At 74.4% G+C, this 25,941-nt stretch carries 21 protein-coding genes and 1 pseudogene; 12 read left to right on the top strand and 10 right to left on the bottom strand.

Translation table 11 applies throughout. From position 1 onward, the window contains the following. Positions 1–9: 9 nt before the first annotated feature. Positions 10–1,074: an AraC family transcriptional regulator gene (locus KPL60_RS11180; protein ID WP_226365760.1), complete on the bottom strand. Its 1,065-nt coding sequence runs from the start codon at positions 1,072–1,074 to the stop codon at positions 10–12. A gap of 102 nt (positions 1,075–1,176) precedes the next feature. Between KPL60_RS11180 and KPL60_RS11175 the strand changes: the two genes are divergently transcribed. Together KPL60_RS11175 and KPL60_RS11170 are read left to right on the top strand one after the other, a co-directional pair. Then, positions 1,177–1,731 carry a 2,4'-dihydroxyacetophenone dioxygenase family protein gene (locus tag KPL60_RS11175; RefSeq protein WP_226365759.1) on the top strand — a complete coding sequence of 185 codons (555 nt, stop codon included), beginning with the start codon at positions 1,177–1,179 and terminating at the stop codon, positions 1,729–1,731. Beyond that, positions 1,731–2,861, top strand: a complete 1,131-nt coding sequence (locus tag KPL60_RS11170) for a zinc-binding dehydrogenase (protein ID WP_226365758.1) — start codon at positions 1,731–1,733, stop codon at positions 2,859–2,861. Before KPL60_RS11175 ends, KPL60_RS11170 begins: the two co-directional genes overlap by 1 nt. Positions 2,862–2,919: 58 nt before the next feature. Here the strand turns inward: KPL60_RS11170 and KPL60_RS11165 are convergent, their stop codons facing one another. Continuing rightward, positions 2,920–3,819, bottom strand: coding sequence for a LysR substrate-binding domain-containing protein (locus KPL60_RS11165; RefSeq protein ID WP_226356066.1), 900 nt, complete (start codon positions 3,817–3,819; stop codon positions 2,920–2,922). 67 nt (positions 3,820–3,886) lie between these two features. On the opposite strand from KPL60_RS11165, the gene KPL60_RS11160 reads away from it, so the two are divergent. Then, the gene (locus tag KPL60_RS11160; RefSeq protein WP_226365757.1) at positions 3,887–5,131 is read left to right on the top strand and encodes an MFS transporter; all 1,245 of its coding nucleotides are present in this window, start codon (positions 3,887–3,889) and stop codon (positions 5,129–5,131) included. A 7-nt stretch (positions 5,132–5,138) separates the two neighbouring features. Here KPL60_RS11160 and KPL60_RS11155 read toward each other — a convergent pair whose 3' ends face one another. Both KPL60_RS11155 and KPL60_RS11150 read right to left on the bottom strand, forming a co-directional pair. Next, positions 5,139–6,257, bottom strand: a complete 1,119-nt coding sequence (locus KPL60_RS11155; RefSeq protein ID WP_226365756.1) for a serine/threonine-protein kinase — start codon at positions 6,255–6,257, stop codon at positions 5,139–5,141. After that, entirely contained in the window at positions 6,254–6,832 is a 579-nt protein-coding gene (locus KPL60_RS11150) for a hypothetical protein (protein ID WP_226365755.1), read from the bottom strand. The genes KPL60_RS11155 and KPL60_RS11150 overlap by 4 nt, the downstream gene beginning before the upstream one ends. Positions 6,833–7,350: 518 nt before the next feature. On the opposite strand from KPL60_RS11150, the gene KPL60_RS11145 reads away from it, so the two are divergent. Further along, a complete protein-coding gene (locus KPL60_RS11145; protein ID WP_226365754.1) occupies positions 7,351–8,766 on the top strand; it encodes an MFS transporter in 1,416 nt (471 codons plus the stop codon). Between the two features lie 36 nt (positions 8,767–8,802). Here KPL60_RS11145 and icmF read toward each other — a convergent pair whose 3' ends face one another. Both icmF and KPL60_RS11135 read right to left on the bottom strand, forming a co-directional pair. Further along, positions 8,803–12,042 carry a fused isobutyryl-CoA mutase/GTPase IcmF gene (gene icmF / locus KPL60_RS11140; RefSeq protein WP_226365753.1) on the bottom strand — a complete coding sequence of 1,080 codons (3,240 nt, stop codon included), beginning with the start codon at positions 12,040–12,042 and terminating at the stop codon, positions 8,803–8,805. A 114-nt stretch (positions 12,043–12,156) separates the two neighbouring features. Continuing rightward, positions 12,157–12,540 carry a hypothetical protein gene (locus tag KPL60_RS11135; RefSeq protein WP_226365752.1) on the bottom strand — a complete coding sequence of 128 codons (384 nt, stop codon included), beginning with the start codon at positions 12,538–12,540 and terminating at the stop codon, positions 12,157–12,159. Here KPL60_RS11135 and KPL60_RS11130 point away from each other — a divergent pair. Next, entirely contained in the window at positions 12,539–13,408 is an 870-nt protein-coding gene (locus KPL60_RS11130; RefSeq protein WP_226365751.1) for a maleylpyruvate isomerase family mycothiol-dependent enzyme, read from the top strand. The genes KPL60_RS11135 and KPL60_RS11130 overlap by 2 nt on opposite strands. 23 nt (positions 13,409–13,431) lie before the next feature. On the opposite strand, the gene KPL60_RS11125 is transcribed toward KPL60_RS11130, so the two are convergent. Beyond that, on the bottom strand, positions 13,432–15,153 hold the full coding sequence (locus tag KPL60_RS11125; RefSeq protein ID WP_226365750.1) for an alkaline phosphatase D family protein: 1,722 nt from the start codon (positions 15,151–15,153) through the stop codon (positions 13,432–13,434). Positions 15,154–15,196: 43 nt separating this feature from the next. Further along, positions 15,197–16,159 carry an ROK family protein gene (locus tag KPL60_RS11120; protein ID WP_178375448.1) on the bottom strand — a complete coding sequence of 321 codons (963 nt, stop codon included), beginning with the start codon at positions 16,157–16,159 and terminating at the stop codon, positions 15,197–15,199. A gap of 123 nt (positions 16,160–16,282) precedes the next feature. On the opposite strand from KPL60_RS11120, the gene KPL60_RS11115 reads away from it, so the two are divergent. Then, complete coding sequence (locus KPL60_RS11115) at positions 16,283–17,371, top strand: DoxX family protein (RefSeq protein WP_374228639.1); 1,089 nt, start codon at positions 16,283–16,285, stop codon at positions 17,369–17,371. 72 nt (positions 17,372–17,443) lie between these two features. Here the strand turns inward: KPL60_RS11115 and KPL60_RS11110 are convergent, their stop codons facing one another. Continuing rightward, on the bottom strand, positions 17,444–18,640 hold the full coding sequence (locus KPL60_RS11110; protein ID WP_226365748.1) for a hypothetical protein: 1,197 nt from the start codon (positions 18,638–18,640) through the stop codon (positions 17,444–17,446). A gap of 127 nt (positions 18,641–18,767) precedes the next feature. Between KPL60_RS11110 and KPL60_RS11105 the strand changes: the two genes are divergently transcribed. The 4 genes from KPL60_RS11105 to KPL60_RS11090 are packed head-to-tail and all read left to right on the top strand — an operon-like array spanning position 18,768 to position 22,003. After that, positions 18,768–19,958, top strand: coding sequence for a Tm-1-like ATP-binding domain-containing protein (locus KPL60_RS11105; RefSeq protein ID WP_226365747.1), 1,191 nt, complete (start codon positions 18,768–18,770; stop codon positions 19,956–19,958). Further along, positions 19,955–20,788, top strand: coding sequence for a phosphoenolpyruvate hydrolase family protein (locus KPL60_RS11100; protein ID WP_226365746.1), 834 nt, complete (start codon positions 19,955–19,957; stop codon positions 20,786–20,788). Before KPL60_RS11105 ends, KPL60_RS11100 begins: the two co-directional genes overlap by 4 nt. Then, positions 20,788–21,543: a hypothetical protein gene (locus KPL60_RS11095; RefSeq protein ID WP_226356078.1), complete on the top strand. Its 756-nt coding sequence runs from the start codon at positions 20,788–20,790 to the stop codon at positions 21,541–21,543. Before KPL60_RS11100 ends, KPL60_RS11095 begins: the two co-directional genes overlap by 1 nt. Positions 21,544–21,565: 22 nt before the next feature. Beyond that, a complete protein-coding gene (locus KPL60_RS11090) occupies positions 21,566–22,003 on the top strand; it encodes an SRPBCC family protein (RefSeq protein WP_226356079.1) in 438 nt (145 codons plus the stop codon). A gap of 21 nt (positions 22,004–22,024) precedes the next feature. On the opposite strand, the gene KPL60_RS11085 is transcribed toward KPL60_RS11090, so the two are convergent. Beyond that, positions 22,025–22,726, bottom strand: coding sequence for a TetR/AcrR family transcriptional regulator (locus KPL60_RS11085; protein ID WP_226365745.1), 702 nt, complete (start codon positions 22,724–22,726; stop codon positions 22,025–22,027). Positions 22,727–22,815: 89 nt separating this feature from the next. Between KPL60_RS11085 and KPL60_RS11080 the strand changes: the two genes are divergently transcribed. Together KPL60_RS11080 and KPL60_RS11075 are read left to right on the top strand one after the other, a co-directional pair. Beyond that, a complete protein-coding gene (locus tag KPL60_RS11080; RefSeq protein ID WP_226356081.1) occupies positions 22,816–24,225 on the top strand; it encodes an NAD(P)/FAD-dependent oxidoreductase in 1,410 nt (469 codons plus the stop codon). Next, positions 24,222–25,939: pseudogene (locus tag KPL60_RS11075) on the top strand (long-chain fatty acid--CoA ligase). The gene KPL60_RS11080 and the pseudogene KPL60_RS11075 overlap by 4 nt, the downstream one beginning before the upstream one ends. The last annotated feature ends 2 nt before the right edge of the window (positions 25,940–25,941 follow it).

Genomic DNA, 25,941 nt, shown 5'->3' with positions numbered 1-25,941 from the left:
GCCCGGCCCTCACACCGGGCTGAGCGGCGGCGGCCCGGTCGTCGCCGGACCGGGTGGCGGCCCGGCACCGCGCCGGGCCGCCCCGCCGCGCACCCGCAGCGGTGGCATCCCGAACCAGCGCCGGCACGAGCGGGTCAGGCAGCTCTGCTCGGAGTAGCCGAGCAGGCTCGACACCTGCGGCAGCGGCCGGTCGGAGTGACACAGGTACTGACCGGCCAGCTCGCGCCGCAGCTCGTCGAGCAGCCGCTCGAACGACGTGCCGTCCTCCCGCAGCCGCCGCTGCAGGGTGCGCGGGTGCATCCCGAGGTGACCCGCGGTCACGACGAGCCCGGCCTGCCCGGTGGGCAGCAGCCGTCGCAGCAGCTCCCGGACCCGCACGGTCGGGTCGCCGTCCTCGGGACCGACGAGGTCGTGCAGGTACTGCTCGGCCAGGTCGCGGACCGCACGGTCCTCCCCGGCGCGACGCCGGTCCAGCCCGGCCGCGTCGACGTCGAGCCCGCACACCGGCGCCTCGAACTCCACCGGGCAGCCGAAGATCTCCCGGTAGGCCTCCGGCGGCCCGGCGGGGGAGTGCGGCAGCAGCGCCCGGCGCGGCCGGAAGTCCCGCCCGAACAGGATCCGGAACAGGTCCATCGACACCCCCAGGCTCAGCTCCAGGATCTGGACCTGGCGGGGGACCCGGGGCAGCACGACGGTGAACGTGTAGCGGGCCACGTCCCCGGTCAGCGGCGCGACGTCCACCTCGAACGCCGTGCTGTAGGAGTGCAGGTACCGGCGCAGGCCAGCCATCGCCTCGCGGGCCGTCGCCGAGTGCCGGGCGATCAGCGCGACCGTCCCGAGGATCTCGATGCCCTGGCGCTGCGACAGCAGTAGCCCGAAGTCCGGCCGCTCCAGCGCGGCGGCGGCCTCCTCGACCAGCTCGGCCAGCGCGCGGTAGGGCAGCAGCGCCTGCGGCTCGTCGACGAGGCCCGGGCGCAGCCCGACCCGGCGGTGCAGCGGTGCGGGATCGCCGCCGAGGTCGCCGACCAGCCCGTCGAACCCCTGCAGCGAGCTCGCACGGATCAGCCCGTCCATGTCGTCAACTGTCAAATCACTGTCGTCCGATGTCAAGAGGTGATCCGCACGACAGTCGTAGCGTCGGAGCCGTTCCCACCACGACCAGCGATGGAGCCGACGATGCCTCAGTCCACCGGTCCCGCCCCCGTCCGCACGAGCTCGGGCGCCGAGATCCCGATCGTGTCGCTGCCGCAGAACGAGCTGCTCTCGGTCAACGAGGCCGACATCGAGCTCGTCCGCGACGCGCTCGGCGAGGGCATCAGCTTCAAGCCGCTGCGCCTGGACCTCGAGCGCAACGAGTGGGTCGTCATCGCGCAGATGGCGCCCGGCACCCGGCTGCCCGTGCACTACCACACCGGCCCCGTCGACCTGCTGACGATGGCCGGGAGCTGGCACTACCTGGAGTACCCGGACCAGCCGCAGACCGCGGGCTCCTACCTGTACGAGCCCGGCGGGTCGGTGCACACCCTCGTCTGCCCGGAGACCAACACCGAGGACACCCTGATGTTCGTCCGGGTCTCCGGCTCGAACGTCAACTTCAACGAGGACGGCTCGTTCCACTCCATCCTCGACACCCTGCTGCTGCGCCACCTGACCGACACCCTGGCCAAGGAGCCCCCGAACTACATCGAGGGCGGCGAGGCCGGTCTCACCGAGTCCCCGAAGCGCTCCTGATGCGCGCCGTCCTCATGCAGGACCGGGCCCTGTCGGTCGGCGAGGTGCCCGACCCTGCCCCCGGCGCCGGCGAGGTGCTCGTCGACGTCCTGGCCTGCGGGATCTGCGGGTCCGACCTGCACAGCGCCACGCACGCCGCGGAGTTCAACGTCGCCACCCGCGACGCGCTCGGCGTCGAGCTGATGGACCTGTCGCGCCCGGTGTCGTTCGGGCACGAGTTCGTCGGCGCGATCGCCGGGCACGGCCCCGGCACCACCGGTGCGCTGCCGGTCGGCACCCGCGTGGTGTCGGTCCCGGCCCTGGTCCGCGAGACGCCCGCCTTCCTCGGGTTCTGCGGTCCGGAGCTGCCCGGCGGCTACGCCGAGCGGATGCTGCTCACCGAGGCGCTGCTGATGCCGGTGCCCGACCACGTCGACACCGCGGTCGCGGCGCTGACCGAGCCGCTCGCCGTCGCACACCGGGCGGTCGCCCGGGCGCAGCTCGGCCCCGACGACGTGCCCCTGGTCGTCGGCTGCGGGCCGATCGGGCTCGGCGTGATCGCGACGCTGCGCCGGGCGGGTGCCGGGCCGATCGTCGCCGCCGACTACTCCGCGAGCCGGCGCGAGCTGGCCGGGCGCCTCGGCGCCGACGTCGTGGTCGACCCGGCCGTGACCTCGCCCTACACGGCGTGGGCGCAGGCCGCCGCCACCGACGACCCGGCGCGCGCCGCCCCGCCGACGGCGATCCTCGGTGCGCTGCCGCTGCGCCCGACCGTGGCGTTCGAATGCGTGGGCGTGCCCGGGGTGATCGACCAGGTCGTGGCGTCGGCACCGGCGGCGTCGCGGATCGTCGTCGCCGGGCTGTGCGCCGGGCCGGACTCCTTCCAGCCCACCACCGCGGTGCTGAAGGAGATCGACATCCGGTTCAGCCTCATGTACTCGCCGGAGCAGTTCGCGCAGACCTTCTCCGACTTGTGCGACGGCTCGCTCGACGTCGCACCGATGCTGAGCGGGACCGTCGGTCTGGACGAGGTGCCGGAGGTGTTCGCGCGCCTGTCCTCCGACCCGGTCGACACGAAGATCCTGATCGACCCGGCGAAGATCGCCGGCCGCCGCCCGGAGGCCGCCGCCGCGGCCGCCGCGGCCGTCTGACAGGCCGGCGGGCCGGGACGCCCCCCTCGCCCCGGCCCGCCGTGCCGCCGCCCCCGGGTCACCCGTGGTCGGCCAGCCACCGTGGCCCGTGCCGGACGACGAACGCCCGCAGGTCCCGCACCGGCGCCGTCGGCCGCGGGTCGGCCGCGTGCACCATCCCCAGCGTCCGCGCGGTGTGCGGGCTGCGCACCGGCACCTGCACCACCCCCGGCACGTCCGGCCCGGCGGGGAGCAGCGCGACGCCCAGCCCGGCCCCGACCAGGCCGCGCAGCGTCGCCGTCTCCCCGCCCTCGAACGCCCGGCGCGGGCGGAACCCGGCCTGCGCGCACCACGACTCCACCACCCCCTGCAGCCCGTAGCCGCGGGCGAACAGCAGGAACGGGTCGTCGGCGACCTCGGCGAGGTCCGCGGCAGCCGCGCCCGCCAGCCGGTGCCCGGACGGCACCGCGAGGCGCAGCTCCTCCTCGGCCAGCGGGGTCGCGACCAGGCCCGGCTCGTCGGGCATCGGGGAGGTGAGGGCCAGGTCGACCCGGCCGTCGCGGACCCGCTCCAGCAGTGCGGCGTGCGGCACCTGCACCAGCTCGATCCGCACCCGAGGGTGGTGCACGCGGAACTCCCGCAGGATCCCCGGCACCGCGGTGGTACCCATCGTCCCGAGGAAGCCCAGCGCGACCCGGCCGGTGACCGGGTCGGCGTCGCCCGCCAGCTCGGCGACACCCGCACCGAGCTCGGCCAGCGCGGCCTCGGCCCGCGGCAGCAGCGTCCGCCCGGCGGCGGTCAGCGCCAGCCCGCGCCCGGACCGCCGGAACAGCGCGACGCCCAGCTCGCCCTCCAGCCGGGCGATCGCCCGCGACAGCGTGGGCTGCGGGACCCCGATCCGCTCGGCGGCGCGGGTGAGGTGACCGTCGCGCGCGACCGCGACGAAGCGGTGCAGCGCCGGCGCCAACGACTCATGCATCGATGCATGATACGTCGACGAAGCATGCATTGGACGCATCCGACGCCGGCGCCTACGGTCGTGTGCGATGACAACGACCGAGCGTTCCCCGGCTCCGACCGCCACCCGGCCCGCCCCGCCCCACGAGCGCGGCACCCCCGGCTACCGGCGGCTCGGCATCGCCCTGTGGCTCTCCGGTCTGGCGACGTTCGTGCTGGTCTACAGCGTGCAGGGGCTGCTGCCGACGCTGTCGGCGGAGTTCGGCGTGTCCTCGTCGACGGCCAGCCTGGTCCTGTCGGCGACGACCGGCACCCTCGCCCTCGCCGTGCTGCCGCTGTCCGCGCTCACCGAGTCCTGGGGCCGCGCGCGGGTCATGACCTGGGCGCTCGCGGCGTCGGCGGTCCTCGCACTGCTCGCCCCGCTGGCGCCCACCTTCGAGACCCTTGTCGTCGTCCGCGGGCTGCAGGGCATCGCCCTCGCAGCGCTGCCTGCCCTGTCGATGGCCCACCTCACCCACGAGGTCGCGCCGCGGCACCTCGGCGGGGCGGTCGGGCTGCTCATCGCCGGCAACACCCTCGGCGGGCTGTCCGGGCGGCTCGTCGCGTCCTGGGTCGCCGAGCTCGGCGGCTGGCGGGCCGGGCTCGCCGCCGTCGGTGCGGTCTCGGTGCTCGCGACCGTCGCGTTCCGGCTGCTCCTGCCGCCCGCGACGGCGCCCGCCCCGGCCCGCACCCGGCTGCGCGACCTCGGCGGACCGCTGCGCCGCCACCTCACCGACCGGGGCCTGCTCTGCCTGTTCGGGATGGCGTTCCTGCTGATGGGCGCGTTCGTGACCGTCTACAACTACCTCGGGTTCCGGCTGCTGGCCCCGCCGTTCTCGCTGCCCGGCACCCTGGTGGGGCTGGTGTTCCTCGGCTACCTCGCCGGCAGCTGGGCCTCCACCGGCGCGGGCAGGCTGGGGGACCGGTTCGGGCGCCGCCCGGTGCTGTGGGTGGCGACGCTGGTCGCGCTCGGCGGGATCTGGGTGACCCTGCCCGACCTGCTCCTCACCACCCTGGCCGGGCTGCTGCAGGTGACCGTCGGCTTCTTCGGCGCCCACTCGGTCGCCAGCTCCTGGGTGGGGCGGCGCTCGGCGATGCTGCCCGGCGCGGTGCCGGCCCAGGCGTCGTCGCTCTACCTGGTCGGCTACTACGCCGGGTCCAGCGTCGGCGGTGCCCTGGGCGGGGTCGCCTACGACCACGCCGGCTGGGCGGGCGTCGTCGGCTACGTCAGCGCCCTGCTGGCCGGGGCGCTGGGGCTCGCCCTGGTCCTGCGGCGCACCCCGGCCCCGGCCTGAGCCCGGCTCAGAACAGCAGGAGGGCCACGACCGCGCCGAGCAGCAGCAGCGCGGCCAGCACCAGCAGCAGCGCCCCGGCCCCGCGACGGCGGTCGGCGGCGGCACCGTCGTCGTTCTCGACCTCGGCCAGCGTGCTGTCCAGCGCGTGCGTCCCCGCTCCGTCCCCGGGTGCGGACGGCGCGGCCGGGACGGTCTCGTCACCGGCGGGCAGCTCCCGGGTACCGACCGGCGGGGGAGCCGGGTCGCCGTGCACCGCGCGCAGCCGGGCGGCGAGTGCCGCGGCGTCGCGCGGGCGCCGGTCCGGGTCCTTGGCCAGGGTCTGCAGGAGCACCTCCTCCAGCGCGGGTGGGATGCCCGGGCGCAGCGACGACGGCCGCGGCGGCGTCTCCCGCAGGTGCGCCACGACCACCGCGAGCGGGTCGGCGTCGGTGAACGGCGGCCGCCCGGTGAGCGCGGTGAACAGGCAGCAGGCCAGCGCGTACAGGTCCGCCCGGCCGTCGAGGTGCGCGGCGCCGCGGCCCTGCTCGGGGGCCAGGTAGAGCGGGGTGCCGATCACGTGCCCGGTCCGGGTGCGCCCGGCGCCGTCGCCGAGGCGCGCGATGCCGAAGTCGGTCACGACGACGGTGCCGTCCGGACGCAGGATGATGTTGCCGGGGGTGACGTCGCGGTGCACCACCCCGGCCCGGTGCGCGGCGGCGAGCGCCTCGGACACGGCCGCCCCGATCCGGGTCACCTCCCGCGGCTCCAGCGGGCCGGTCCGCCCGATCCGCCGCGCGAGGGTCTCGCCCTCGACGTAGGACATGACGACCCAGGCCGTGTGCCCGGTCGTGCCGGTGTCGTGCACGGTGACGACGCCGGGGTGGTCGATCGCGGCGGCGGCGCGGGCCTCGTCGCGCAGCCGGGCGACGTCGCCGGGGTCGCCCGCGCGCAGGAGCAGCTTCACCGCGACCGGGCGGTCCAGCTCCCGGTCGTGGGCCAGGTGCACCGCCGACATCCCGCCCCGGCCGAGCACGTGGCGCAGCTCGTAGCGGCCGCCCACCACGTCACCCGCGCCCGGCAGGCCGGCCGGGATCTCGTCGGTGCGCTCCGGTCCGGCCGCGCCCGGCAGCTCGGCCGTCCCGCTCACGACGCCGGCAGTGTCCGCTGCGTGCTCTCCGGGTGCCCGGCGCCGATCAGCTCGTCGAACAGGTAGCCGTGGTCCAGCATCGCCTTCCGCAGCGACTCCGTGTCGGCGTCGTCCTCGGCGACGGCGACGGCGTGCGCCGCGCGGTAGTGCCCGACCAGGTCGGGGTGGTCGACCGAGATCATCTCCTCGCGCTCGGAGAAGTGCTCGACCGGGTAGCCGCGGGTGCGCATCACCTGCTGCAGCAGCAGGTCGGTGTCGCGCAGCCCGGCCCGCGGGGTGCGGACGAAGGCGTTCTGCGCCCCGGCGAAGTCCCCGGCGAACCGCTCGCGCTCGTCGGCGTCGAGGTCGCGCACGTCCAGCTCGCGGCGCCAGCTCAGCCGGCGGCGCAGCTCGGTCTCGCCGCGGTCCTTCCCGCCGGACTGCTCGACGACGTGGTCGTACTCCTGCCCGAAGTGCCGGCGCAGGGCGGCGGTCCGCCGGCGGCCGCGCACCCGGGACCCGACCACGAGGGCCAGACCCAGCACGACCAGCACCACGACGGCGACGACGACCCACAACATGACGTCCGGTGACATCGGTGTTCCCCCTCCGGGACGAGACCCGTCCGGTCAGCATCCCGCCTCGCCGGCGATCACGCGCGGTGATCACGGCCAGGTCCCTCCGCATGGAGGAGTGACGCTCCGGAACGCGGGACGCGCTGCTCCGTCCGCGCAGACAGGCGGGCGACACGCCGGGGGAGGGTGCTCCGGGCAGGTGGAATCGTCTCCGGAACGGTAGGACGTGTGTCCGTTTCGTCACCCGTGTGGAGCACACCCCCGCCGTCCGGCACGCTCCGCCGTCTGCCACGGTGGAGAAGCCCCCAGCACCCCAGCAGCACCCCGGGAGGACCCCCGATGAAGAAGGCCGGTCGCAAGCTCTCCAAGGCCGCCGAGTCGTTCGTCGAGGCCATCGGCATCCTCGGCGGGTGGAACCGCGGGCGTCGCCGGAGCCGGTCCCGCCGCTGACGTGGGTGGGCGCTGCCACCGCCCGACTGTTTAGCTTGTGGTAAGCACATCATGTCCGGTTCCTCCGGGAAGACAGGTGTGCCCATCACGTGACCGACGCCGCCCACGACACCCACCGCCTGCCCGGGGACGGCTCCGCCGGGCCGCCCGGCGACGACCCGCTGCCCCGGCGCGTGCCGGTCTTCGCCGTCGTCGGTCTGGCGCTGCTGATGTTCTCCCTCGACGGGACGTCGGTCGCCACCGCGCTGACGACGATCAGCGGCGACCTCGGCGCCGACCTGGCCTGGACCGGCTGGGTCGTGAGCGTCGCCGCCGTCGGGCAGATCCTCGCGCTGCCACTGGGCGGCTGGCTGTCCGACCGCTTCGGCGGCCGGCGGATGTTCCTGGCCGGGGTCGCCGTGTTCACGGTGATGTCCGGGCTGAGCGCGCTCAGCCCCTCGATCGGCGTGCTCATCGCCTGCCGGCTGGTGCAGGGCCTCGCCGGCGGCGTGATGCTGCCGGCCGCCAACGGGATCGTCGCCCACCAGTTCGGCCGTGACCGGGACCGGGCGCTCGCCCTGTTCACCAGCGTCTTCCCGATCGGCGCGATCCTCGGGCCGCTGGTCGGCGGGCTGGTGCTCACCACCTGGACCTGGCACGGCATCTTCCTGGTGAACGTGCCGATCGGGATCCTGCTCGTCGCCGTCGGGCTCGCCCTGGTCGATGACCCGCCGCACCGGCGGACCGCGCGGATCGACGCCGTCGGGATCGCGCTGCTCGTCCTGACCCTGCTGGCCACGATGCTCACCATCACCCGGCTCGGTTCGCCGGGGTCGGGGCCCGGCTGGACCGTCCTGGCCGGTGTGGTCGCGCTGACGGCGGGTGCGGTGTTCGTCCGGCACGCCCGGCGCCGGCCCGACGCGGTCGTCCCGATGCACCTGCTCGCCGGGCGCGGCCTGGGCATCATGAACGTCACCAACGTCGTCTTCGGCGCCGTGGTGATCGGGTTCTCGGCGACCCTGCCGCTCTACGCCCAGGTCCGCTACGACCTGCCCGCGTTCGTCGCCGGGGCGCTGCTGACCGGCCGCGCGATCGGCACCATCGTCACCTCGGCGGCCGCGGTCGCGCTGCTGCGCCGGCTGGGCTTCCGGCCGCTGCTGCTCGGCGGGCTGGTCGCCGTCGTCGCCGGGCTGGTGGTCACCGCGGTGGCGCCCCCGTTCGGCGGGCCCACGGTGTGGCTGCTCGCCGGCTCCACCCTGCTCGGGCTGGGCACGGGCCTGTCCGGGCCGGCCGCCAACAACGCCGGCATGCACCTGGTGCCCGACGAGGTCGCCGCGGTGTCCGGGCTGCGCATCATGTTCCGGCAGATGGGCGGGATCGCCGCGGTGTCGGTGCTGACCGCCGCCGTCACCGCCGCCGACGATCCGGGCGTCGCCGCCGGGATCGCCTACGGGGTGCTGGCGGTGGCGCTCGCGGCGGCCGGCCTGGCGGCCGCACGGATCCCGAACCGGCGCGGACGCTGGTGAGGGAGGCGGGGCCGGGTGGACCGGCCCCGCCCGCCGTCACATGTTGCGCCGGTACTGTCCGCCGACCTCGAAGAACGCCGTCGTCAGCTGACCCAGCGAGCACACCCGCGCGGCCGACATCAGCTCGTCGAACACGTTGCCGTCGCCGGTCGCGACGTCCTGCAGGCGGCGCAGCGCCTGCTCGGCCTCCGTGCGGTGGCGGGACTGGAAGTCCGCGAGCCGGTCGAGCTGGGACTGCTTCTCGGCCTCGGTGGCGCGGGCCAGCTCGATCTCCTGGTGCGCCTCGTCCGGGTCGGCCGGCTTGAGGAAGGTGTTGACGCCGACGATCGGCAGCTCACCGGTGTGCTTGCGGTGCTCGTAGAGCATCGACTCGTCCTGGATCCGGCCGCGCTGGTAGCCGGTCTCCATCGCCCCGAGCACGCCGCCGCGCTCCGCGATCGACTCGAACTCGCGCAGCACCGCCTCCTCCACGAGGTCGGTGAGCTCGTCGACGACGAACGAGCCCTGCAGCGGGTTCTCGTTCAGCGACAGGCCCCACTCCTTGTTGATGATCATCTGGATGGCCATCGCGCGGCGCACCGACTCCTGCGTGGGCGTGGTGACCGCCTCGTCGTAGGCGTTGGTGTGCAGGGAGTTCGCGTTGTCGTAGAGCGCGCAGAGCGCCTGCAGCGTGGTGCGGATGTCGTTGAAGTTCATCTCCTGCGCGTGCAGGGACCGTCCCGAGGTCTGGACGTGGTACTTCAGCTTCTGAGAGCGCTCGTTGGCCCCGTAGCGCTCCTTCATCGCGACCGCCCAGATGCGGCGGGCGACCCGGCCGATCACCGTGTACTCGGCGTCCATGCCGTTGGAGAAGAAGAACGACAGGTTCGGCGCGAAGTCGTCGACGTCCATCCCACGCGCCAGGTAGCTCTCGACGAAGGTGAACCCGTTCGCGAGGGTGAAGGCGAGCTGGCTGATGGGGTTCGCCCCGGCCTCGGCGATGTGGTAGCCGGAGATCGAGACGGAGTAGAAGTTGCGCACCTTGTGCGCGATGAACCACTCCTGGATGTCGGCCATCATCCGCAGCGAGAACTCGGTGGAGAAGATGCAGGTGTTCTGGCCCTGGTCCTCCTTGAGGATGTCGGCCTGCACCGTGCCCCGGACGTTCGCCAGCGCGTAGGCGACGAGCTCCTCGCGCTCGCCGTCGTCGGGCTCGCGGCCCTGCTCGTCGCGGAACCGGTCGACCTGCTGGTCGATCGCGGCGTTGAGGAAGTAGGCGAGGATCGTCGGCGCCGGGCCGTTGATCGTCATCGACACCGAGGTCGTCGGCGAGCACAGGTCGAAACCGTCGTAGAGCGCCTTGAGGTCGTCCAGGGTCGCGATCGAGACGCCCGAGGTGCCGACCTTGCCGTAGATGTCGGGGCGGGTGTCCGGGTCGTGGCCGTAGAGGGTGACCGAGTCGAACGCGGTCGACAGGCGCTTGGCGTCCGAGCTCTCCGACAGGTACTTGAACCGCCGGTTGGTGCGGAACGGGTCGCCCTCGCCGGCGAACATGCGGGCCGGGTCCTCACCCTCCCGCTTGAACGGGAACACCCCGGCGGTGAAGGGGTAGAAGCCGGGCAGGTTCTCCCGGCGCAGGAAGCGCAGCAGCGCGGCGTCGTCGTCGAACTTCGGCAGCGCGACCCGGCGCACCGGGTTCCCGGACAGCGTCTCGCGGGTCAGCTTCGTGCGGAACTCCTTGTCCCGCACGGTGTAGACGTACTCGTCGCCGGAGTAGTCCTCGACCCGCGACGGCCAGGACTCCAGCAGCTCGGCGGACTCGGCGGGGACCTTCTTCTCCGCGGTGCGCAGCGCCTCGTCGAGGTCGTCGCCGCCGACCAGCTCGGCGGCGGTGCGCAGGTGCTGCGCGGTGCGGGCGGCCTGGGCGTGGGTCTCGGTGTCGGCGTGGTAGTCCCGCACCGCGCCGGCGATGTCGGCGAGGTAGCGGACCCGCTCCGGCGGGATGACGGCCGCGTAGTCGCTGGAGGTCTTGGTGTCGACGCGGGGGAGCCGCCCCTCGCCGACGGTCAGCCCGCCCTCGGCGAGCAGGTCGCGCAGGTGCTGGTAGAGCGCGGTGACGCCGTCGTCGTTGAAGGTGGCGGCCGAGGTGCCGTAGACCGGCATGTCCTCCCAGGTCGCGCCGAACTCCTCGCGGTTGCGGACGAGCTGGCGGCCGACGTCGCGGCGGGCGTCCTCGGCGCCGCGGCGCTCGAACTTGTTGATCGCGACGACGTCGGCGAAGTCCAGCATGTCGATCTTCTCGAGCTGGGACGCGGCGCCGAACTCCGGCGTCATCACGTACAGCGAGTGGTCGACGAACGGGACGATGCCCGCGTCGCCCTGGCCGATGCCGGGCGTCTCGACGACCACCAGGTCGAACCCGGCGGAGCGGAGCACCGCGATGGTGTCGCCGAGCCGCTCGGGCAGCGAGCCGCCGTCGTTGCCGCGGGTGGCGAGGCTGCGGAAGAACACCCGGTCACCGGACAGCGCGTTCATCCGGATGCGGTCGCCGAGCAGCGCACCGCCGCCCTTGCGCCGGGTCGGGTCCACCGCGAGCACCGCGATGCGGAGCTTGTCCTCCTGGTCGAGCCGGAACCTGCGGACCAGCTCGTCGGTCAGCGAGGACTTGCCGGAGCCGCCGGTGCCGGTGATGCCGAGGACCGGCACCGGGCGCTCGGAGGCGGCGATGCGCTCGCGGACCTCGTCGGGCAGCGTCCCGGTCTCGGCCATGGTCAGTGCGCGGGCCAGCGTCGCGGTCTCGCCGGAGAACACCCCGTCGTACGACGACGGCGGCTCGGCCGAGAGGTCGGTGTCGCACTCCCGGATCATGATGTTGATCATCCCGGGGAGGCCCAGGTGCTGGCCGTCCTCGGGGGAGAAGATGCGCGCGACGCCGCGGGAGTGCAGCAGCTCGATCTCCTCGGGGACGATCACGCCGCCGCCCCCGCCGTAGACCCTGATGTGGCCGGCGCCGCGCTCGCGCAGCAGCTCGACCAGGTAGGAGAAGTACTCGACGTGCCCGCCCTGGTAGGACGAGATGGCGACGCCCTGCACGTCCTCCTGGATCGCGGCGGTCACGACCTCGTCGACCGAGCGGTTGTGGCCGAGGTGGATCACCTCGGCGCCCTGGCGCTGCAGGATCCTGCGCATGATGTTGATGGCGGCGTCGTGCCCGTCGAACAGGCTGGCCGCGGTCACGAAACGGACCGGGTGCGTGGGGACGTGCAGCTCGGCCTGTGCGTTCGTGTCCGTGCTCATCGGGGACGTTCCTCCCGCCGGGCGGACGGCGGTGTCCCGGCCGGTTTAGTTTGACATCCTAGTATCGGACGTACAAGGAACCCGGCGAGCGTCACAGGGGTCGTGCGGTGGGGGTCAGGCCGCGTCGCGTGCCGCGGGCTCCCCGGTGGCCGGAGCGGCCTGCTCGCGGCCCCGGCGGGCGTGCCGGCCGGTCGGCCAGGACGTCCCCGGACCTGTCGCGTCGGGCTCGTCCTCGTGCGCGACGAGGTCGTCGTCGGCGGGTGGGCCGGGGTCCACGACGTCGGACAGCACGCGCCGCGCCCGGGCGAGCTTGCGCGCCCGCCAGCGCTTCCCGGCCAGTCCGGCGACGAGGCCGAGGGTGGGCAGCAGGATCCCGGAGGCGATGACCAGCACCACGGAGTACGCGGGGAATGCAGCCACCAACAGGAAGGCCGTCAACGGCCAGTACAGCAGTGCCCGCCCCGCGCCCCGTCGCGTCCAGTCGCGATGAGGCGGCATGATCCCTGCCTACCCGAACTCCGCGATCGTCATGCACGACTCGCCGCAACCCGCCCACATGTTCCGCGACCGGGGGTACGAATTCATGACCACGACACCGGACCGCACCGCGGTCGACCCGTACGCCGCCGTCCTCCTCTCGGAGAACGACCGGCTGGCCACGCTCCTGACGACGGCCGATCCGGCCACCCCGGTCCCGACCTGTCCGGGCTGGTCGCTGCTGCAGCTGCTCCGCCACGTCGGGCGCGGGCACCGGTGGGCGGCCCGGATGGTCGCCACCGGCGCCACCGAGGCCCTCGACCCGCGCGAGGTGCCCGGTGGGAAGCCGCCCGAGGGCGGCCCCGAGGTCGCGGCGCAGTGGCTGCGCGACGGCGCGACCGAGCTGCTCGACGCCGTCGTCGCGGCCGGGCCGACCGCGCCGGTGTGGACCTTCACCGGTCCGCAGCCCTCGGCGTGGTGGGTGCGGCGGCGGCTGCACGAGGCGACGGTGCACCGCGCCGACGCCGCCGTCGCGCTCGGGGCGCCGTTCCCGATCGACCCGCAGGTGGCCGCCGACGGCGTCTCGGAGTGGCTGGGCCTGCTCGCCGCCCGCCCCGCCGCCGACGAGCCGCCGCTGGCCGACGGCGCCACGCTGCACCTGCACGCCACCGACGACGTGCCGGACGCGGCGGGGGAGTGGATGGTGCGCGGCGCGGGCGGGCGGGTCGTCTGGGAGCACGGGCACGGCAAGGGCGACGCCGCCGTCCGCGGCACCGCCGCCGACCTGCTCCGGGGCGTCACCCGCCGCATCCCCGCCGACGACGACCGTCTCCAGGTCCTCGGCGACGCCGAGGTCTGGACGGGCTGGCTGGCCCGTACCGGATACTGACGGGCCGTCACCGCGGCCCCCGGTCAGACCGCCGGGGCGGTCCCCCTCCGCTGCCGGGCCGCCATGGGCGGGGCCTGCGGGGTCAGCACGACCTCGGCCGCGGTGTCGAGCGCCGCGGCCGAGCGCGGCCGCTCGAACCGGCACGACGCCCGTCGCCCGTCGGTCTCCAGGGTCGCGACGAGGTTGCCGAACAGCGGACCGGTCGTCCGCTCCCAGGCCACGCCCGCGCTGCCGGCACCGGTCCGGCGGGTCCAGCGGGTCGTCATCCTGCCCAGCAGCCGCGACCAGGTGATCCGGAACATCACCCGCATCACCGCGGGGACCACGTTGTGCACCGGTGAGCAGGTCAGCTGGTGGACCCGGGTGCCCTCCGGGCCGCGGCCGGGCCGGTCCCCGGGGGCGTGGGTGTGCACGTCGGCGACGGCGGCGTAGGAGTGGTGGACGTCGCCGGACAGCACCGACACCGTGGCGGGCGGGGCGTCCCCGGCGCGCGGGCGGCACGCCTCGCGGATCAGCTCGGCGAGCCGGGCGAAGGAGTGCCCGAACGCGGGCCAGTGCTCCAGGTCGGCCTCCTGGCGGGCCCACTCGGCGACGGCTGCGACCCGGCCGGAGCCGTTCGCGCCCTTCTCGGTCGCGGCCTCCAGGTCGGAGATGACCTGGGGCATCAGCCAGGGCACCGAGGTTCCCAGGACGAGGTGGTCCACGTCGCCGGGGGCGAGCGCCTTCGCGGAGATCCAGTCGAACTCGGCGTCGGACACCATCCGCCGCGGCGTGGACTCGACGATCCGCCCGTTGCGGGAGTCGATGACGATCAGCCGGGTGCGGCCCAGCTCCCAGCAGAAGGAGAAGCGCTCGTCCTTGCCGCGGTCGTCGCCGTCGCCGGTCTCGACGTCCCAGAGGGCGGCCCGCTCGGACAGCAGCGGCCAGACGTCGCCCTCGGCGGCCTGCACCTCCTGCCAGGTCCGGTCGGCGGCGAGCTCGGCGGGGGAGAGGTTGCCCAGGTGCTGGTGGACCCAGTAGGAGGCCAGGCCGGAGCGGATGCGCTCGGACCACCAGGGCTTGCGGGCGATCTGCTCGCGCCAGGCGCCGGAGGTGTTCCAGTCGTCGCGGACGTCGTGGTCGTCGAAGATCATCGCGGTGGGGACGGTGGAGAGCATCCACCGCACCTCGGGGTCCGACCAGGTGTCGCGGTAGAGGCCCGAGTACTCGTCGAAGCCGACGATCTCGTCGTCGGGCCAGTCCGGGTGCCGCTCCTGCCGCCCGGCGATCCGCCGCCGGGTCTGCGGGGTGAGCTCGTCGGCGTAGACCTGGTCGCCGAGCAGCAGCAGCGTGGTCGGCCAGATCTCCGGGGGCAGCCCGGCCATCCGGCCGGCGTAGACGTCGAGCGCGTCGAGGCCGTACTGCCGGGCCAGCTTCGGGTCGGCCAGCTTCACGTAGCGGCAGGAGCCGAAGACGATCCGCTGGTGGGCCCCGGTGTCCGCGCCGCGCGTCGCGATCAGGCTCGGCGGGAACGGCGAGTGCGGCAGCGGCCAGACCTGCTCGCCGTCGAGGTGGACCTCGTAGGCGGTGCGGGTGCCCGGCGTCAGCCCGGTCACCTGGACCAGGGCGAAGTGGTGGCCCGACACCTCGAAGGTCGCGGCGTCGCAGCCGAGCACCGAGACGCGGCACGGGCCGGAGGTCTGCACCCAGACCAGCGCGCTGGTCTCGTCGACGTGCCGCAGCACCGGTCCGAGCAGGAGTGTCACCCGTCCGAGCGTAGTCGTGCCCCGGCCCGGTTGCGGGACGAGATCAGGTCTCCTCCAGCGCCAGCAGTCCCGCACCGATCTTCCCGGCGTCGCCCTTGTAGGTGGCGGGCAGCACCGGCGGGATCGGGCGGACCTCGGGCGGGCCGTAGTGGAACTCCCGGGCCGCCCGGCGGGCCGGCTCGAGCAGCAGCTCGCCCGCGTCGACCAGGCCGCCGCCGATCAGTACGACCTCGAACTCGAAGATCGCGTTGATGCTGGCGATGCCGATCCCCAGCGACCGCCCGAGCCGCTGGAACAGCGACGCCGCCGTGCTGTCGCCCGCCATCGCGGCCATCGTCACGTGCTGGCCGGTGACCTCGCCCCCGGCCTCCGCGGCCAGGGTCGCGATCATGCCCCGCGGGTCGTGCAGGGCGGCGCTGCGGCCCATCCGGGTCAGCGCGGTCCCCGACGCGACCGCCTCCAGACAGCCGTAGTTGCCGCAGCCGCACTGCGGGCCGTCCGGGTTGACGTTCATGTGCCCGACCTCGGCACCGAGCCCGTGCGGGCCGCGGTAGATCTTCCCGTCGAGCACGATCCCCGCCCCGACGCCGGTGCCGACGGTCAGCAGCACCATGTCGTCGTTGCGGGTCTCGCCGAGCCGGGCCTCGGCCAGACCGGCGACGTTGCCGTCGTTGTCGACGACCACCGGCAGCCCGCACGCGGACTCCAGCAGGCCGCGGACGTCCCAGTTCTCGTAGTTGTTGTTGGGCGCCCAGCGGATCCGGCCGACCGGCCACTCCACGGTCCCCGCGGCACCGACGCCGATCGCGGACACGTCCGCCCCCTCGGCGTCGCCGCGCAGCTCCTCGACCATCTCCCGCAACAGGGTGGTCATCGTGTCCGCATCGGACGTGTCCGGGGTGTTGCGCCGCAGCTCGGCGTGGACCGTGCCATCCTCGCCCACGATCGCTCCGGCGACCTTCGTTCCTCCGATGTCGAGCCCGATGGCCCGCCGTCCGTTCGTCACCCGGGCATGATTGCCATCCCACGGCGGTGACGCCACACCCACCCCGGGTTTGCGGACGGACGAGCCGGGGAAAGGTGCCCCATGCCAGTCTTGCGACGTGTAGCCCGACCCGCCCTCGCGGCCGTGTTCATCTACGGCGGAATCAACGAGCTGCGGAACGCCGACGCGTTGACTTCCGCCGCACAGCCCGTTCTCGACCAGGCCGCCCCGGCCATCGACAAGGTCGTGGAGAACGCCCCGCTGGACCGGCGCCCGGACAACGAGACCCTGGTCAAGGTCGACGCCGGGGTGAAGATCGTGGCGGGATCGCTGCTCGCCCTGGGCAAGTTCCCCCGCCTGTCGGCCACCGCGCTGGCCGCCTCGCTCGTCCCGACCACCCTGGCCGGGCACCGCTTCTGGGAGGAGACCGACCAGCAGAAGCGCGCCAACGAGCAGATCCATTTCCTGAAGAACGTCGGCCTGCTCGGCGGGCTGCTCATCGCGGCCGCCGACACCCACGGCAAGCCGTCGCACGCCTACCGGACGCGCCAGGCCGCCGAGCGGGCCCAGGCCCGGCTCTCCGGCTCCGGTTCCGACACCGGTGCCCAGCTCGCCGCGGGACTGGCCGGCGCGGGCACCTCGATCGCCGCGGCCGCCGCGGGTAGCCGGGAGAAGCTGGCCGAGGCCGTCGAGGAGTACGGCCCGGTCGTGCGTGAGCGCGCCACCGAGTGGGGCGGCAAGGCCTCCGAGCAGGCCGCGCACCTGTCCGAGGTCGCCTCGGACAAGGCGTCCACCTGGTCCGAGCAGCTCTCGGCCGCCGCCGAGCGCACCTCCAAGGCCGCCCAGAAGCAGGCCAAGGTCGCCGAGAAGCGCGGCGCCAAGCTGGCGAAGGCGGCCGAGAAGCGCGGCGCCCAGCTCGAGAAGGTCGTGGACAAGAAGGGCGCCCAGTACCGCAAGGCCGCCGGGCGCACCGGTGACAGGTGGGTGCGCGAGGCCGAGAAGCGCCGCGTCCGCTGGGAGAAGCAGGCCCGCAAGGCCGCCGCCCGCGCGGAGAAGCGTGCCCCCGAGTACACCGACCGCTTCTCCACCCTGGTCACCCAGGCCCAGTCGCAGGCCGCGAAGCTCGGCTCGGACCTGGCCGACCGCGCGTCGGTGGCCGGTGCCGAGGCCGCCAAGCAGGCCAAGGCGTCGGCGAAGGACGCGCGCAAGCGCGCCAAGGCCGTCGCCCGCTGACCCACCGCGACACCCGTCCACGCCCTCCCGACCGGCTCCGCGCCGGACGGGAGGGCCGTGGCGTTTCCGGGGTCAGACCGGGCGCAGCACCTGCAGCTCGCCCGAGTCGAGCGACCGCACCTCGACGACGACCCGGCCGTCCCACACCGGGGACCGCAGCGCGTTCGCCATCCGCGTGAACAGCGCCTGGCTGCGCGCGTTGGCCGCCGCCTGGTCGGCGATCAGGTTCGGCATCATCCCGCCGGAACGCTTGCGCACGGTCTGCGGGAGCGTCGACAGCGTGGTCAGCAGCCGGTGCAGCCGCGCGACGTCGGCGGCCCGGCCCGCGAGGTCGCTCTCGATCAAGGGCCGCAGCGCGGTCAGCGGCCGGTTCGGTGCGCGCAGCAGGTGGTCGGCCGCGGTGAGCAGGATGCGCCGGGCGTCCAGGACGAGTGCCTGGTAGGCGCCGTGCACCGCGGCCGGGAACCCGGTCCAGCCGAGCTTGCCGACCTCACCGAGCGCGTCGCGCAGCGCCAGGCCGGGCGTGCCCGACGGGTCCGCCCCGGCGACGACCCGCTCCCAGCCCGCGATCCAGGCGTGCGTCTGGTGGCGCAGGACCGACAGGTTCGCGACGGCCGTCTCGAGCCCGCGCGACGGGGAGCCGCTGTCGGTCGCGTCGCCGTCGACGACGAGCGAGCCGCGTTCGAGCAGCTCGGTCTGGGCCTCGCGCAGCGACTCCTCGGCCGCGCGGAGCCGCGAGTCCAGCCGCATCACGCACGACGGGGCCAGCTGGTCGACCGCGGCGGTCAGCTCGTCGAGCACCCGGGTCTGGGTGCCGGTCGCGGCGATCTCGGCCGCGGTGGTCAGGGTGAGCAGACCCAGCCCGGCGCCGTGCCGGTCACCGGGTGCGGTGGGTGCGACCGGCACCAGCGCCGACGACCCGGGGGCCGCCGCGGCCGTCTCGCCGCCGGCCAGGCGCAGCAGCGGCTCGGCGCCGAACGCCTCGGGCAGCGCGAGCCGGAAGGTGAGCCCGGCGGCGGGTGCGCGGCCGGCGTCGGGCGCGAGCCGCCGCGCCAGCTCGCTCGAGGCCGACAGCGTCGCCCAGGTGCGGTCGTCGTCGACGGCCGGGGTGGGGGTCCAGCTCAGCAGCAGTGCCGGGCCGGGGGGAGGGGTCCCGTTGCGGAGGGGACGCGGGCGACCGTTGCGTTCGGGGGCGCCGGTCTCCGTTCCGCCGGGCCGCCCGTCGAGCGGGAGCACGATGCCTCGCGGGTCGTCCGGTTGACCGAGCATGTCTCTCCAACGACGTCACGGGCCCCGAGGTCACGAGCCCGGCGGAAGGGGGGCGTGTCCATGGTGCCCTGCGCCGTCCGGGCTCCGGCTCTCGCCCCGGGTGCCCGGGTCCGGGTAGAACTCCTGTGTGGGGACCGCATACGTGATCGGCACGTTCGACACCAAGGGCGCCGAGCTGGCCTGGGTGGCCGAGCTGATGGTCGCCGACGGCGCCGACGTGCTCCGGGTGGACGTGTCCACCTCCGGTGCGGCGGGCCCCGGTCCGGACGTCACCGCGGCCGAGGTCGCCGCCTGCCACCCCGGGGGCGCCGACGCGGTGTTCACCGGCGACCGCGGCAGCGCGGTGGGGGCGATGGCGCAGGCGCTGCGGGCCTTCCTCGCCGGCCGCGACGACGTCGGCGGCGTCCTCGGGCTCGGCGGCTCGGGCGGGACCGCGCTGGTCACCCCGGCGATGCGCGACCTCCCGGTCGGGGTGCCCAAGCTGATGGTCTCCACGGTGGCCTCCGGCGACACCGCGCCCTACGTGGGGGCGAGCGACGTCGCGATGCTGTATGCCGTCACCGACGTCGCGGGCCTCAACCGCATCTCGCGACGGGTGCTGGGCAACGCCGCGCACATGCTCGCCGCCGCCGTCACCGCCCCGCCGCCGCAGACCGGAGCCGACCTGCCCGCCGTCGGCCTGACGATGTTCGGCGTGACCACGCCGCTGGTCACCGCGGTCCGCGAACGGCTCGGCGACGGCGTCGACGCCCTGGTCTTCCACGCCACCGGCTCGGGCGGGCCGTCGATGGAGAAGCTCGTCGACTCCGGCCTGGTCGACTCGGTGCTGGACCTGACCACCACCGAGGTCGCGGACCTGCTCGTCGGCGGGGTGATGGCCTGCGGCCCCGACCGGCTCGACGCGATCGCCCGCACCGCGGTGCCGTGGGTCGGGTCCTGCGGCGCGCTGGACATGGTCAACTTCGGCGCCCGCGGGACCGTCCCGGAACGCTTCGCCGACCGCCTGTTGTACGAGCACAACGCGAACGTCACCCTGATGCGCACCACCGTCGACGAGAACCGGGAGATCGGGGCCTGGTTGGCGGCGAAGCTGAACGCGCTGACCGGGCCGTGGCGGTTCCTGCTCCCGCTGGGCGGGGTGTCCGCGCTGGACGCGCCGGGCGCGGCGTTCCACGATCCCGAGGCCGACGCGGCACTGTTCGCCGCGATCGAGTCCGGTGTGGACTCTCCGGGGAACGTCCGGCGGGTCGCGCACCACGTCAACGACCCGGAGTTCGCCGACGCGGTGCTCTCGGCCTGGCAGGAGGTACGGCGATGAGGCGGTTCAGCCGCGCGGAGCTGATGGAGCGGTTCGGCGAGATGGCCGCCCGCGGCGAGCCGATCGTCGGCGGCGGCGCGGGCACCGGGCTGTCGGCCAAGTGCGAGGAGGCGGGCGGGATCGACCTCATCGTCATCTACAACTCCGGGCGGTACCGGATGGCGGGCCGCGGCTCGCTCGCCGGGCTGCTGGCCTACGGCAACGCCAACGACATCGTCGTCGAGATGGCGGCCGAGGTGCTGCCGGTGGTCCGCCGCACCCCCGTGCTGGCCGGGGTCAACGGCACCGACCCGTTCCTGTTCACCGACCGCTTCCTCGACGAGCTGTCCTCGCTCGGGTTCGCCGGCATCCAGAACTTCCCGACCGTCGGGCTGATCGACGGCACCTTCCGGGCCAACCTGGAGGAGACCGGGATGGGCTACGCGCTGGAGGTCGACCTCGTCGCCGCGGCGCGGGCCAAGGACATGCTGACCACGCCCTACGTCTTCTCCGCCGACGACGCCCGCGCCATGGCCCGGGCCGGTGCCGACATCGTGGTGTGCCACATGGGGCTCACCACCGGCGGCGCGATCGGGGCGGGCACCGCGAAGACCCTCGACGACTGCGTCGCGCTCGTCGACGAGTGGGCGCAGGCGGCGCTGGAGGTCCGCGACGACGTGCTCGTCCTCGTCCACGGCGGGCCGGTCGCGATGCCCGAGGACGCCGCGCACGTGCTCCGCTCGGCGAAGGTCTGCCACGGCTTCTACGGGGCCTCGTCGATGGAGCGGCTGCCGACCGAGACCGCGCTGACCGAGCAGACGCGCGCCTTCAAGAACGTGCTGGAGCGGTGATGGCGCGCGGGATGCCCGCCCCGCCGCCCGGCGGGGACTGGCGGCGACGGATGGCGGTGCGCGGGGGCAGGGTGTCGCACACCCTCGCCGCGCACGGCTGGCTGGTGGCCCTGCTGCTCGGAGCGGCCTGCGGGATCGGCATCGGGGTGGCCATGGGCATCGCCGAGGCCGGGAGCTACCCGGCGGCGGAGGTCATCGGGCGCAGCATCGGCGGCACGATCGCCGGCGTGCTGTTCTGCTCGATCCCGGCGGTCCTGTTCCTTGGTCTGCCGTCCCAGGCCCTGGCCCGCGCCTACCTGCGCTCCGCGAGCCCCGCCGAGCAGGAGGCCATGCGCCGGGCCACCGAGAACGCCCCCGCCTCCCTGCCCGACGGCCTCGTCGCGGGGTCGCGCTGGGCCCGCGCCTACTCCGGCTGCGTCGGCTCGGTGACCGCCTTCCACGGCGTCGTGCGCACGGTGCCCGACGGCGCGGCCAAGGACTGGCTGCACGACATCGGCCGCAACCTCGACGCCGAGCTCGCCGAGGCCCTGCGCACCGCGCGGATGGGGGAGAGCCTGGAGAGCGCGGGCCAGGGCAGCGAGGTGGCCCGCACCGTGGGCGCCCGCCTCGAGGTCGCCCGCACCGCCTTCCACGACACCGCGGAGCTGGCCGCGTCGATCGCGCTGGACCTGCGGGTCGACAGCGGCTTCGACGACGTCCGCAGCCAGCTCGACCAGCTCGCGGCGCAGGCCCCCCACCTGCGCCGGCAGTCCTGACACTCCCGAGGAGGAGTCCCCGATGCCCCGTCCCTACTCCAGCGCCGTGATCACGGCACCGCTGGCCGAGGTGTGGCCGCACGTCCGCGACTTCGGTGGTCTGCACCGCTGGCACCCGGCGATCGCGACCTGCGAGCTGATCCGCGGTGCCTCCGGCAGCGAGATCGGCGCGCAGCGGCGCCTGACCCTCGCCGAGGGCGGCGGCACCGTCGTCGAGGAGCTGACCGCACTCGACGAGCGCGGCCACGCCCTCACCTACGAGATCCTCGAGTCGCCGTTCCCGGTGCGCCGCTACGTCTCCACCGTGCGGCTGGCCCCGGTCACCGCGGTCGGGCACACCTTCGGCGAGTGGTGGACCGAGTTCGACGCCGACGGCGCCGACGAGGGCGACCTCGCGGGCCTGTTCGCGAACGGCGTGTTCGCGGCCGGGCTGGCCGCACTGGGGCAGCGCTGGGAGTGATCGTGCGGGCCCGACCCGCCGTCAGACGCGGGGGAGGGCCACCCGGTCGCCGACGGTGCCGTCCGACCCGCGCAGGGACGCCGTGGCCAGCCCCTCGCGCAGCAGCCAGCGGCCCAGCTCGAGGGTCTCGGCGACCTCGTCGGGCGAGAGCCGCAGCCCGTCGGGCTGCAGGCTCAGCCCGATCACGCCGTTCCAGGCTCCCCACAGGTAGCGGGTGAGCCGGCCGGCGTCGACCGGTCGGGCCTCTCCGGCGGCGACGGCCGCCTCGATCCGGTCGGTGAAGTCGTCGAGCAGGCCGCCGACGCGTTCCCGGATCCGCGTCTCGATGTCGCCCTCGCCGGAGTGTGCCGCGCCGGCGGGCCGGGGATGGGCCAGGAACTGGAAGGCACCCGGGTGCTCCAGGTGGAAGCGCAGATAGGCGTCGCCCCCCGCGAGGACCCGGCCGAGCGGGGTCAGCTCGGGTGAGTCGATCCGCGCCATGTACGAGGCGAACAGGTCCAGCGACCGCTCGACCAGGGTCAGGTAGAGGCCGAGCTTGCCGTCGAAGTGCGTGTAGATCGAGCCCACCGACACGTCGGCGAGGTCGGCGATCTCCTCGATCCGCGCGGCCTCGTGCCCCTCGCGGCGGAATACCTCCTCGGCCGCGTCGAGGATCGCGGCCCGGGTCCGGGCGCGCCGGCGCTCGCCCCGGGCTGCTGCCGTCGTGCCTGCGCTCGTCGTCACCGGAAGAGGATAGCCCGAGTGTTCTGGAAGTACATTCATAAAATGAGTGGACTTGTAAAACACTCGTCGAGCTGCCATCGTCGCTGCTCATGGAGACCCACACCGACGTGCTCGTCGTCGGGGCCCGCTGTGCGGGCTCCGCCGCCGCCATCGCGCTGGCCCGCCGCGGCCGTGCTGTCGTCGCCCTCGACGGCGCGACCTTCCCCTCGGACACACTGTCGACCCACCTGTTCTTTCCGCACCACTGGGCGGAGCTGGAGCGGCTGGGGGTCAGGGACCGGGTGCTGGCGCTGGACCCGCCGCTGCATCCGCGGGCCGCACTCGGCACGCCGGAGGTCGAGATCACCGGCCGTTACGGCGCCTACGAGGGCATCGCCACCGGGTCCTGCGTGCGCCGCCCCGGGCTCGACCTCGCGCTGGTGCAGACCGCTCGCGAGGCCGGCGCCGAGGTCCGCGAGGCGACCCGGGTGACCGGGCTGCTCCACGACGACGGCGGACGTGTCGTCGGGGTCCGCTGGCAGGACCGTGAGGACCGCACCGGGGAGATCCGGGCGAAGCTGGTGGTCGGGGCCGACGGGCGTCGCTCCACCGTCGCCCGCCTGGTCGGCACCCGTGAGCACCACCGCTGGCAGAACCAGCGCATGATGGCCTTCGCCTACTACGACGACCCCCGCGAGGAGCTGCGCGGTGTCGCCGCCCAGTGGCGTGAGGGGCGCGAGCTCGCCACGGTCTTCCCCTGCGACGGCGGGAAGTCCGTCGTCCTGCTCATGCCGCCGGCGGAGCGCGCCGAGGAATTCCGGCGCGACGCCGTCGGGACGTTCGAGGCGACCGTGGCCCGGATCGCACCGCTGGCCGAGCGGCTGCGTGGCTGCACGATGGCGTCGAAGGTCCGTACCTCGCGGAGTCACCCGTCGTACTTCCGGCACTCGCAGGGCCCGGGCTGGGCGCTCGCCGGCGACGCCGGGCACTTCAAGGACCCGGTGACCGCCCAGGGCATCCGCGACGCACTGCGCTTCGGCCGCCTGCTCGGCGAGGCTGTCGCCCCGTATCTCGACGACCCGACCGACCTCGACGCCGCGCTCGCGCGCTGGGAGGCCGATCGCGACGAGCAGTGCCTGCCGATGTACCAGTGGGCCAACGGTCTGGGCCGCGACGACGACGTCTCCCCGCTGGAGCGCGCGTCCTACCGGTGGTTCGCCGCGAGCGAGGACCGCGCCACCGAGCTGTGGGACGTGTTCTCCCGTCGTCGGCCACCGGGCGAGGTCTTCCGTGCGTCCCGGCTCCTGGGATGGGTCCGCGACTGCCTGCGCGATCCGTCGGTGGACCGTGCCGAGCTCTGGCGGGTGCTGCGGCGCGACGTCGGTCGGGAGGTCGCCCGGGTCCGGGAGGCACGCAGGTTCGTGCAGAATCGCGAGGAGTCCGCACGGCGCGGTCTCACCCCGGAGCCCGCGTCCCCGGACCGCGCCCCGGTCCCGACCGCTGCGGAGGCCCGAGGATGACCGGAACACTGCTGGAGGCCCTGCGCGACACCGTCGCCGCCCGGGGCGACGAGATCGCGCTGCGCACCCGGGACGACGCGATCCGCTGGACCTGGTCGGAGTACGACGCGCTGGCCCGCCGTGCCGCGTCCGGGCTGGCCGGGCTCGGCGTCGGGCACGGCTCGGTCGTCGCGCTGATGCTGGAGAACCGGCCCGAGTTCCACGTGGCCGACCTCGGCGCGGTGCTGCTCGGCGCGGCCACGGTGTCGGTCTACAACACCTCCTCGGCCGAACAGATCGAGTACGTGCTGCGCGACTCCGGCGCCACGGTGCTGGTCGTGCAGGAGAGCTTCGTCGCCGTCGCGGCGGGGCCGGCCGCGGCGACCGGCTGCCGGGTCGTCGTCCTCGACGGGCCCGGACCGGAGGGCGCCACCGGATGGGAGGTGCTGCTGGCGGCCGAGCCGCTCGCCGCGCCGGCCGAGGTGACACCGGACGACCTGCTGACGATCATCTACACCTCGGGCACGACCGGTCCCCCAAGGGCGTCGAGTTGACCCACCGCAACCTGGTGAGCGCGAACCGCACCGTCGGTACGGTGTTCGGTCTGCGGCCCGGGGACCGCGTGGTGTGCTGGCTGCCACTGGCCCACATCGCCGAGCGGGACGCGTCGTACTACATGGCGATCCTGTTCGGTCTCGACGTCACGACGTGCGCGAACCCGCGCGAGATCGGCGCGGCGCTGCGCGAGGTGCGTCCGCACTCGTTCTTCGCGGTGCCCCGGATCTGGGAGAAGCTCAAGGCCGGGGTGGAGGCGGCGGTCGCGGCCCGGGAGCCGCGGGAGCGCGCGGTCGTGGAGGCGGCGATCGCCGACGGGACCGAGGCGGCCCGGCTCGTCCAGGCCGGGGAACCGGTGCCCGCCGACCTCGCGGCCCGGGTGGCGGACGCCGCGCCGGTCCTGGCGTCGCTGCGGGCCGCGCTGGGCCTGGACGAGGCGCGCTCGGCCAACATCGGTGCCGCCCCGAGCGCACCGGAGCTGACACTGTTCTTCCACGCCATCGGCGTGCCGCTCGGCGAGATCTACGGCATGTCGGAGAACTGTGCGGCGTGCACCTGCAACCCGTCCGACGCGATCCGGGTCGGCACCGCGGGTCCCGCGCTGCCCGGGACCGAGCTGCGCCTGGACTCCGACGGCGAGGTGCTGATGCGGTCCGAGGCCGTGATGCGGGGCTACCGCGGCAAGCCGGAGGAGACCGCGGCGGTGTTCACCGAGGACGGGTACCTGCGCACCGGTGACATCGGTGTCCTCGAGGACGGCTACCTGCGGATCGTGGACCGGAAGAAGGAGCTGATCATCAACGCGTCGGGGAAGAACATCTCCCCGTCGGCGGTGGAGTCGGCGATCAAGTCCCGGTCCCCGCTGATCGGTCAGCTCTGCGTGATCGGTGACGCGCGGCCGTACAACGTCGCGCTGGTCGTGCTGGACCCGGACGTCGCGGCCGGCCGTTCCCACGACGACCCGACGGTGCGGGAGGAGATCGCCCGCGCGGTGACGGAGGGCAACGCGCGCCTGTCCCGGGTCGAGACCGTCCGCCGGTACGCGATCGTGCCCGACCCGTGGATCCCCGGCGGCGACGAGCTCACCCCGACCATGAAGCTCAAGCGCCGCCCGATCACCGAGAAGTTCGCCGAGACGATCGAGTCGCTGTACGACGGCGGCGGCATCGACGCCGGCTGACC

It is taken from the genome of Pseudonocardia sp. ICBG162, assembly GCF_020496225.1.
Classification (GTDB): Bacteria; Actinomycetota; Actinomycetes; order Mycobacteriales; family Pseudonocardiaceae; genus Pseudonocardia; species Pseudonocardia alni.
This window is presented reverse-complemented; position numbering and strand designations above follow the sequence as displayed.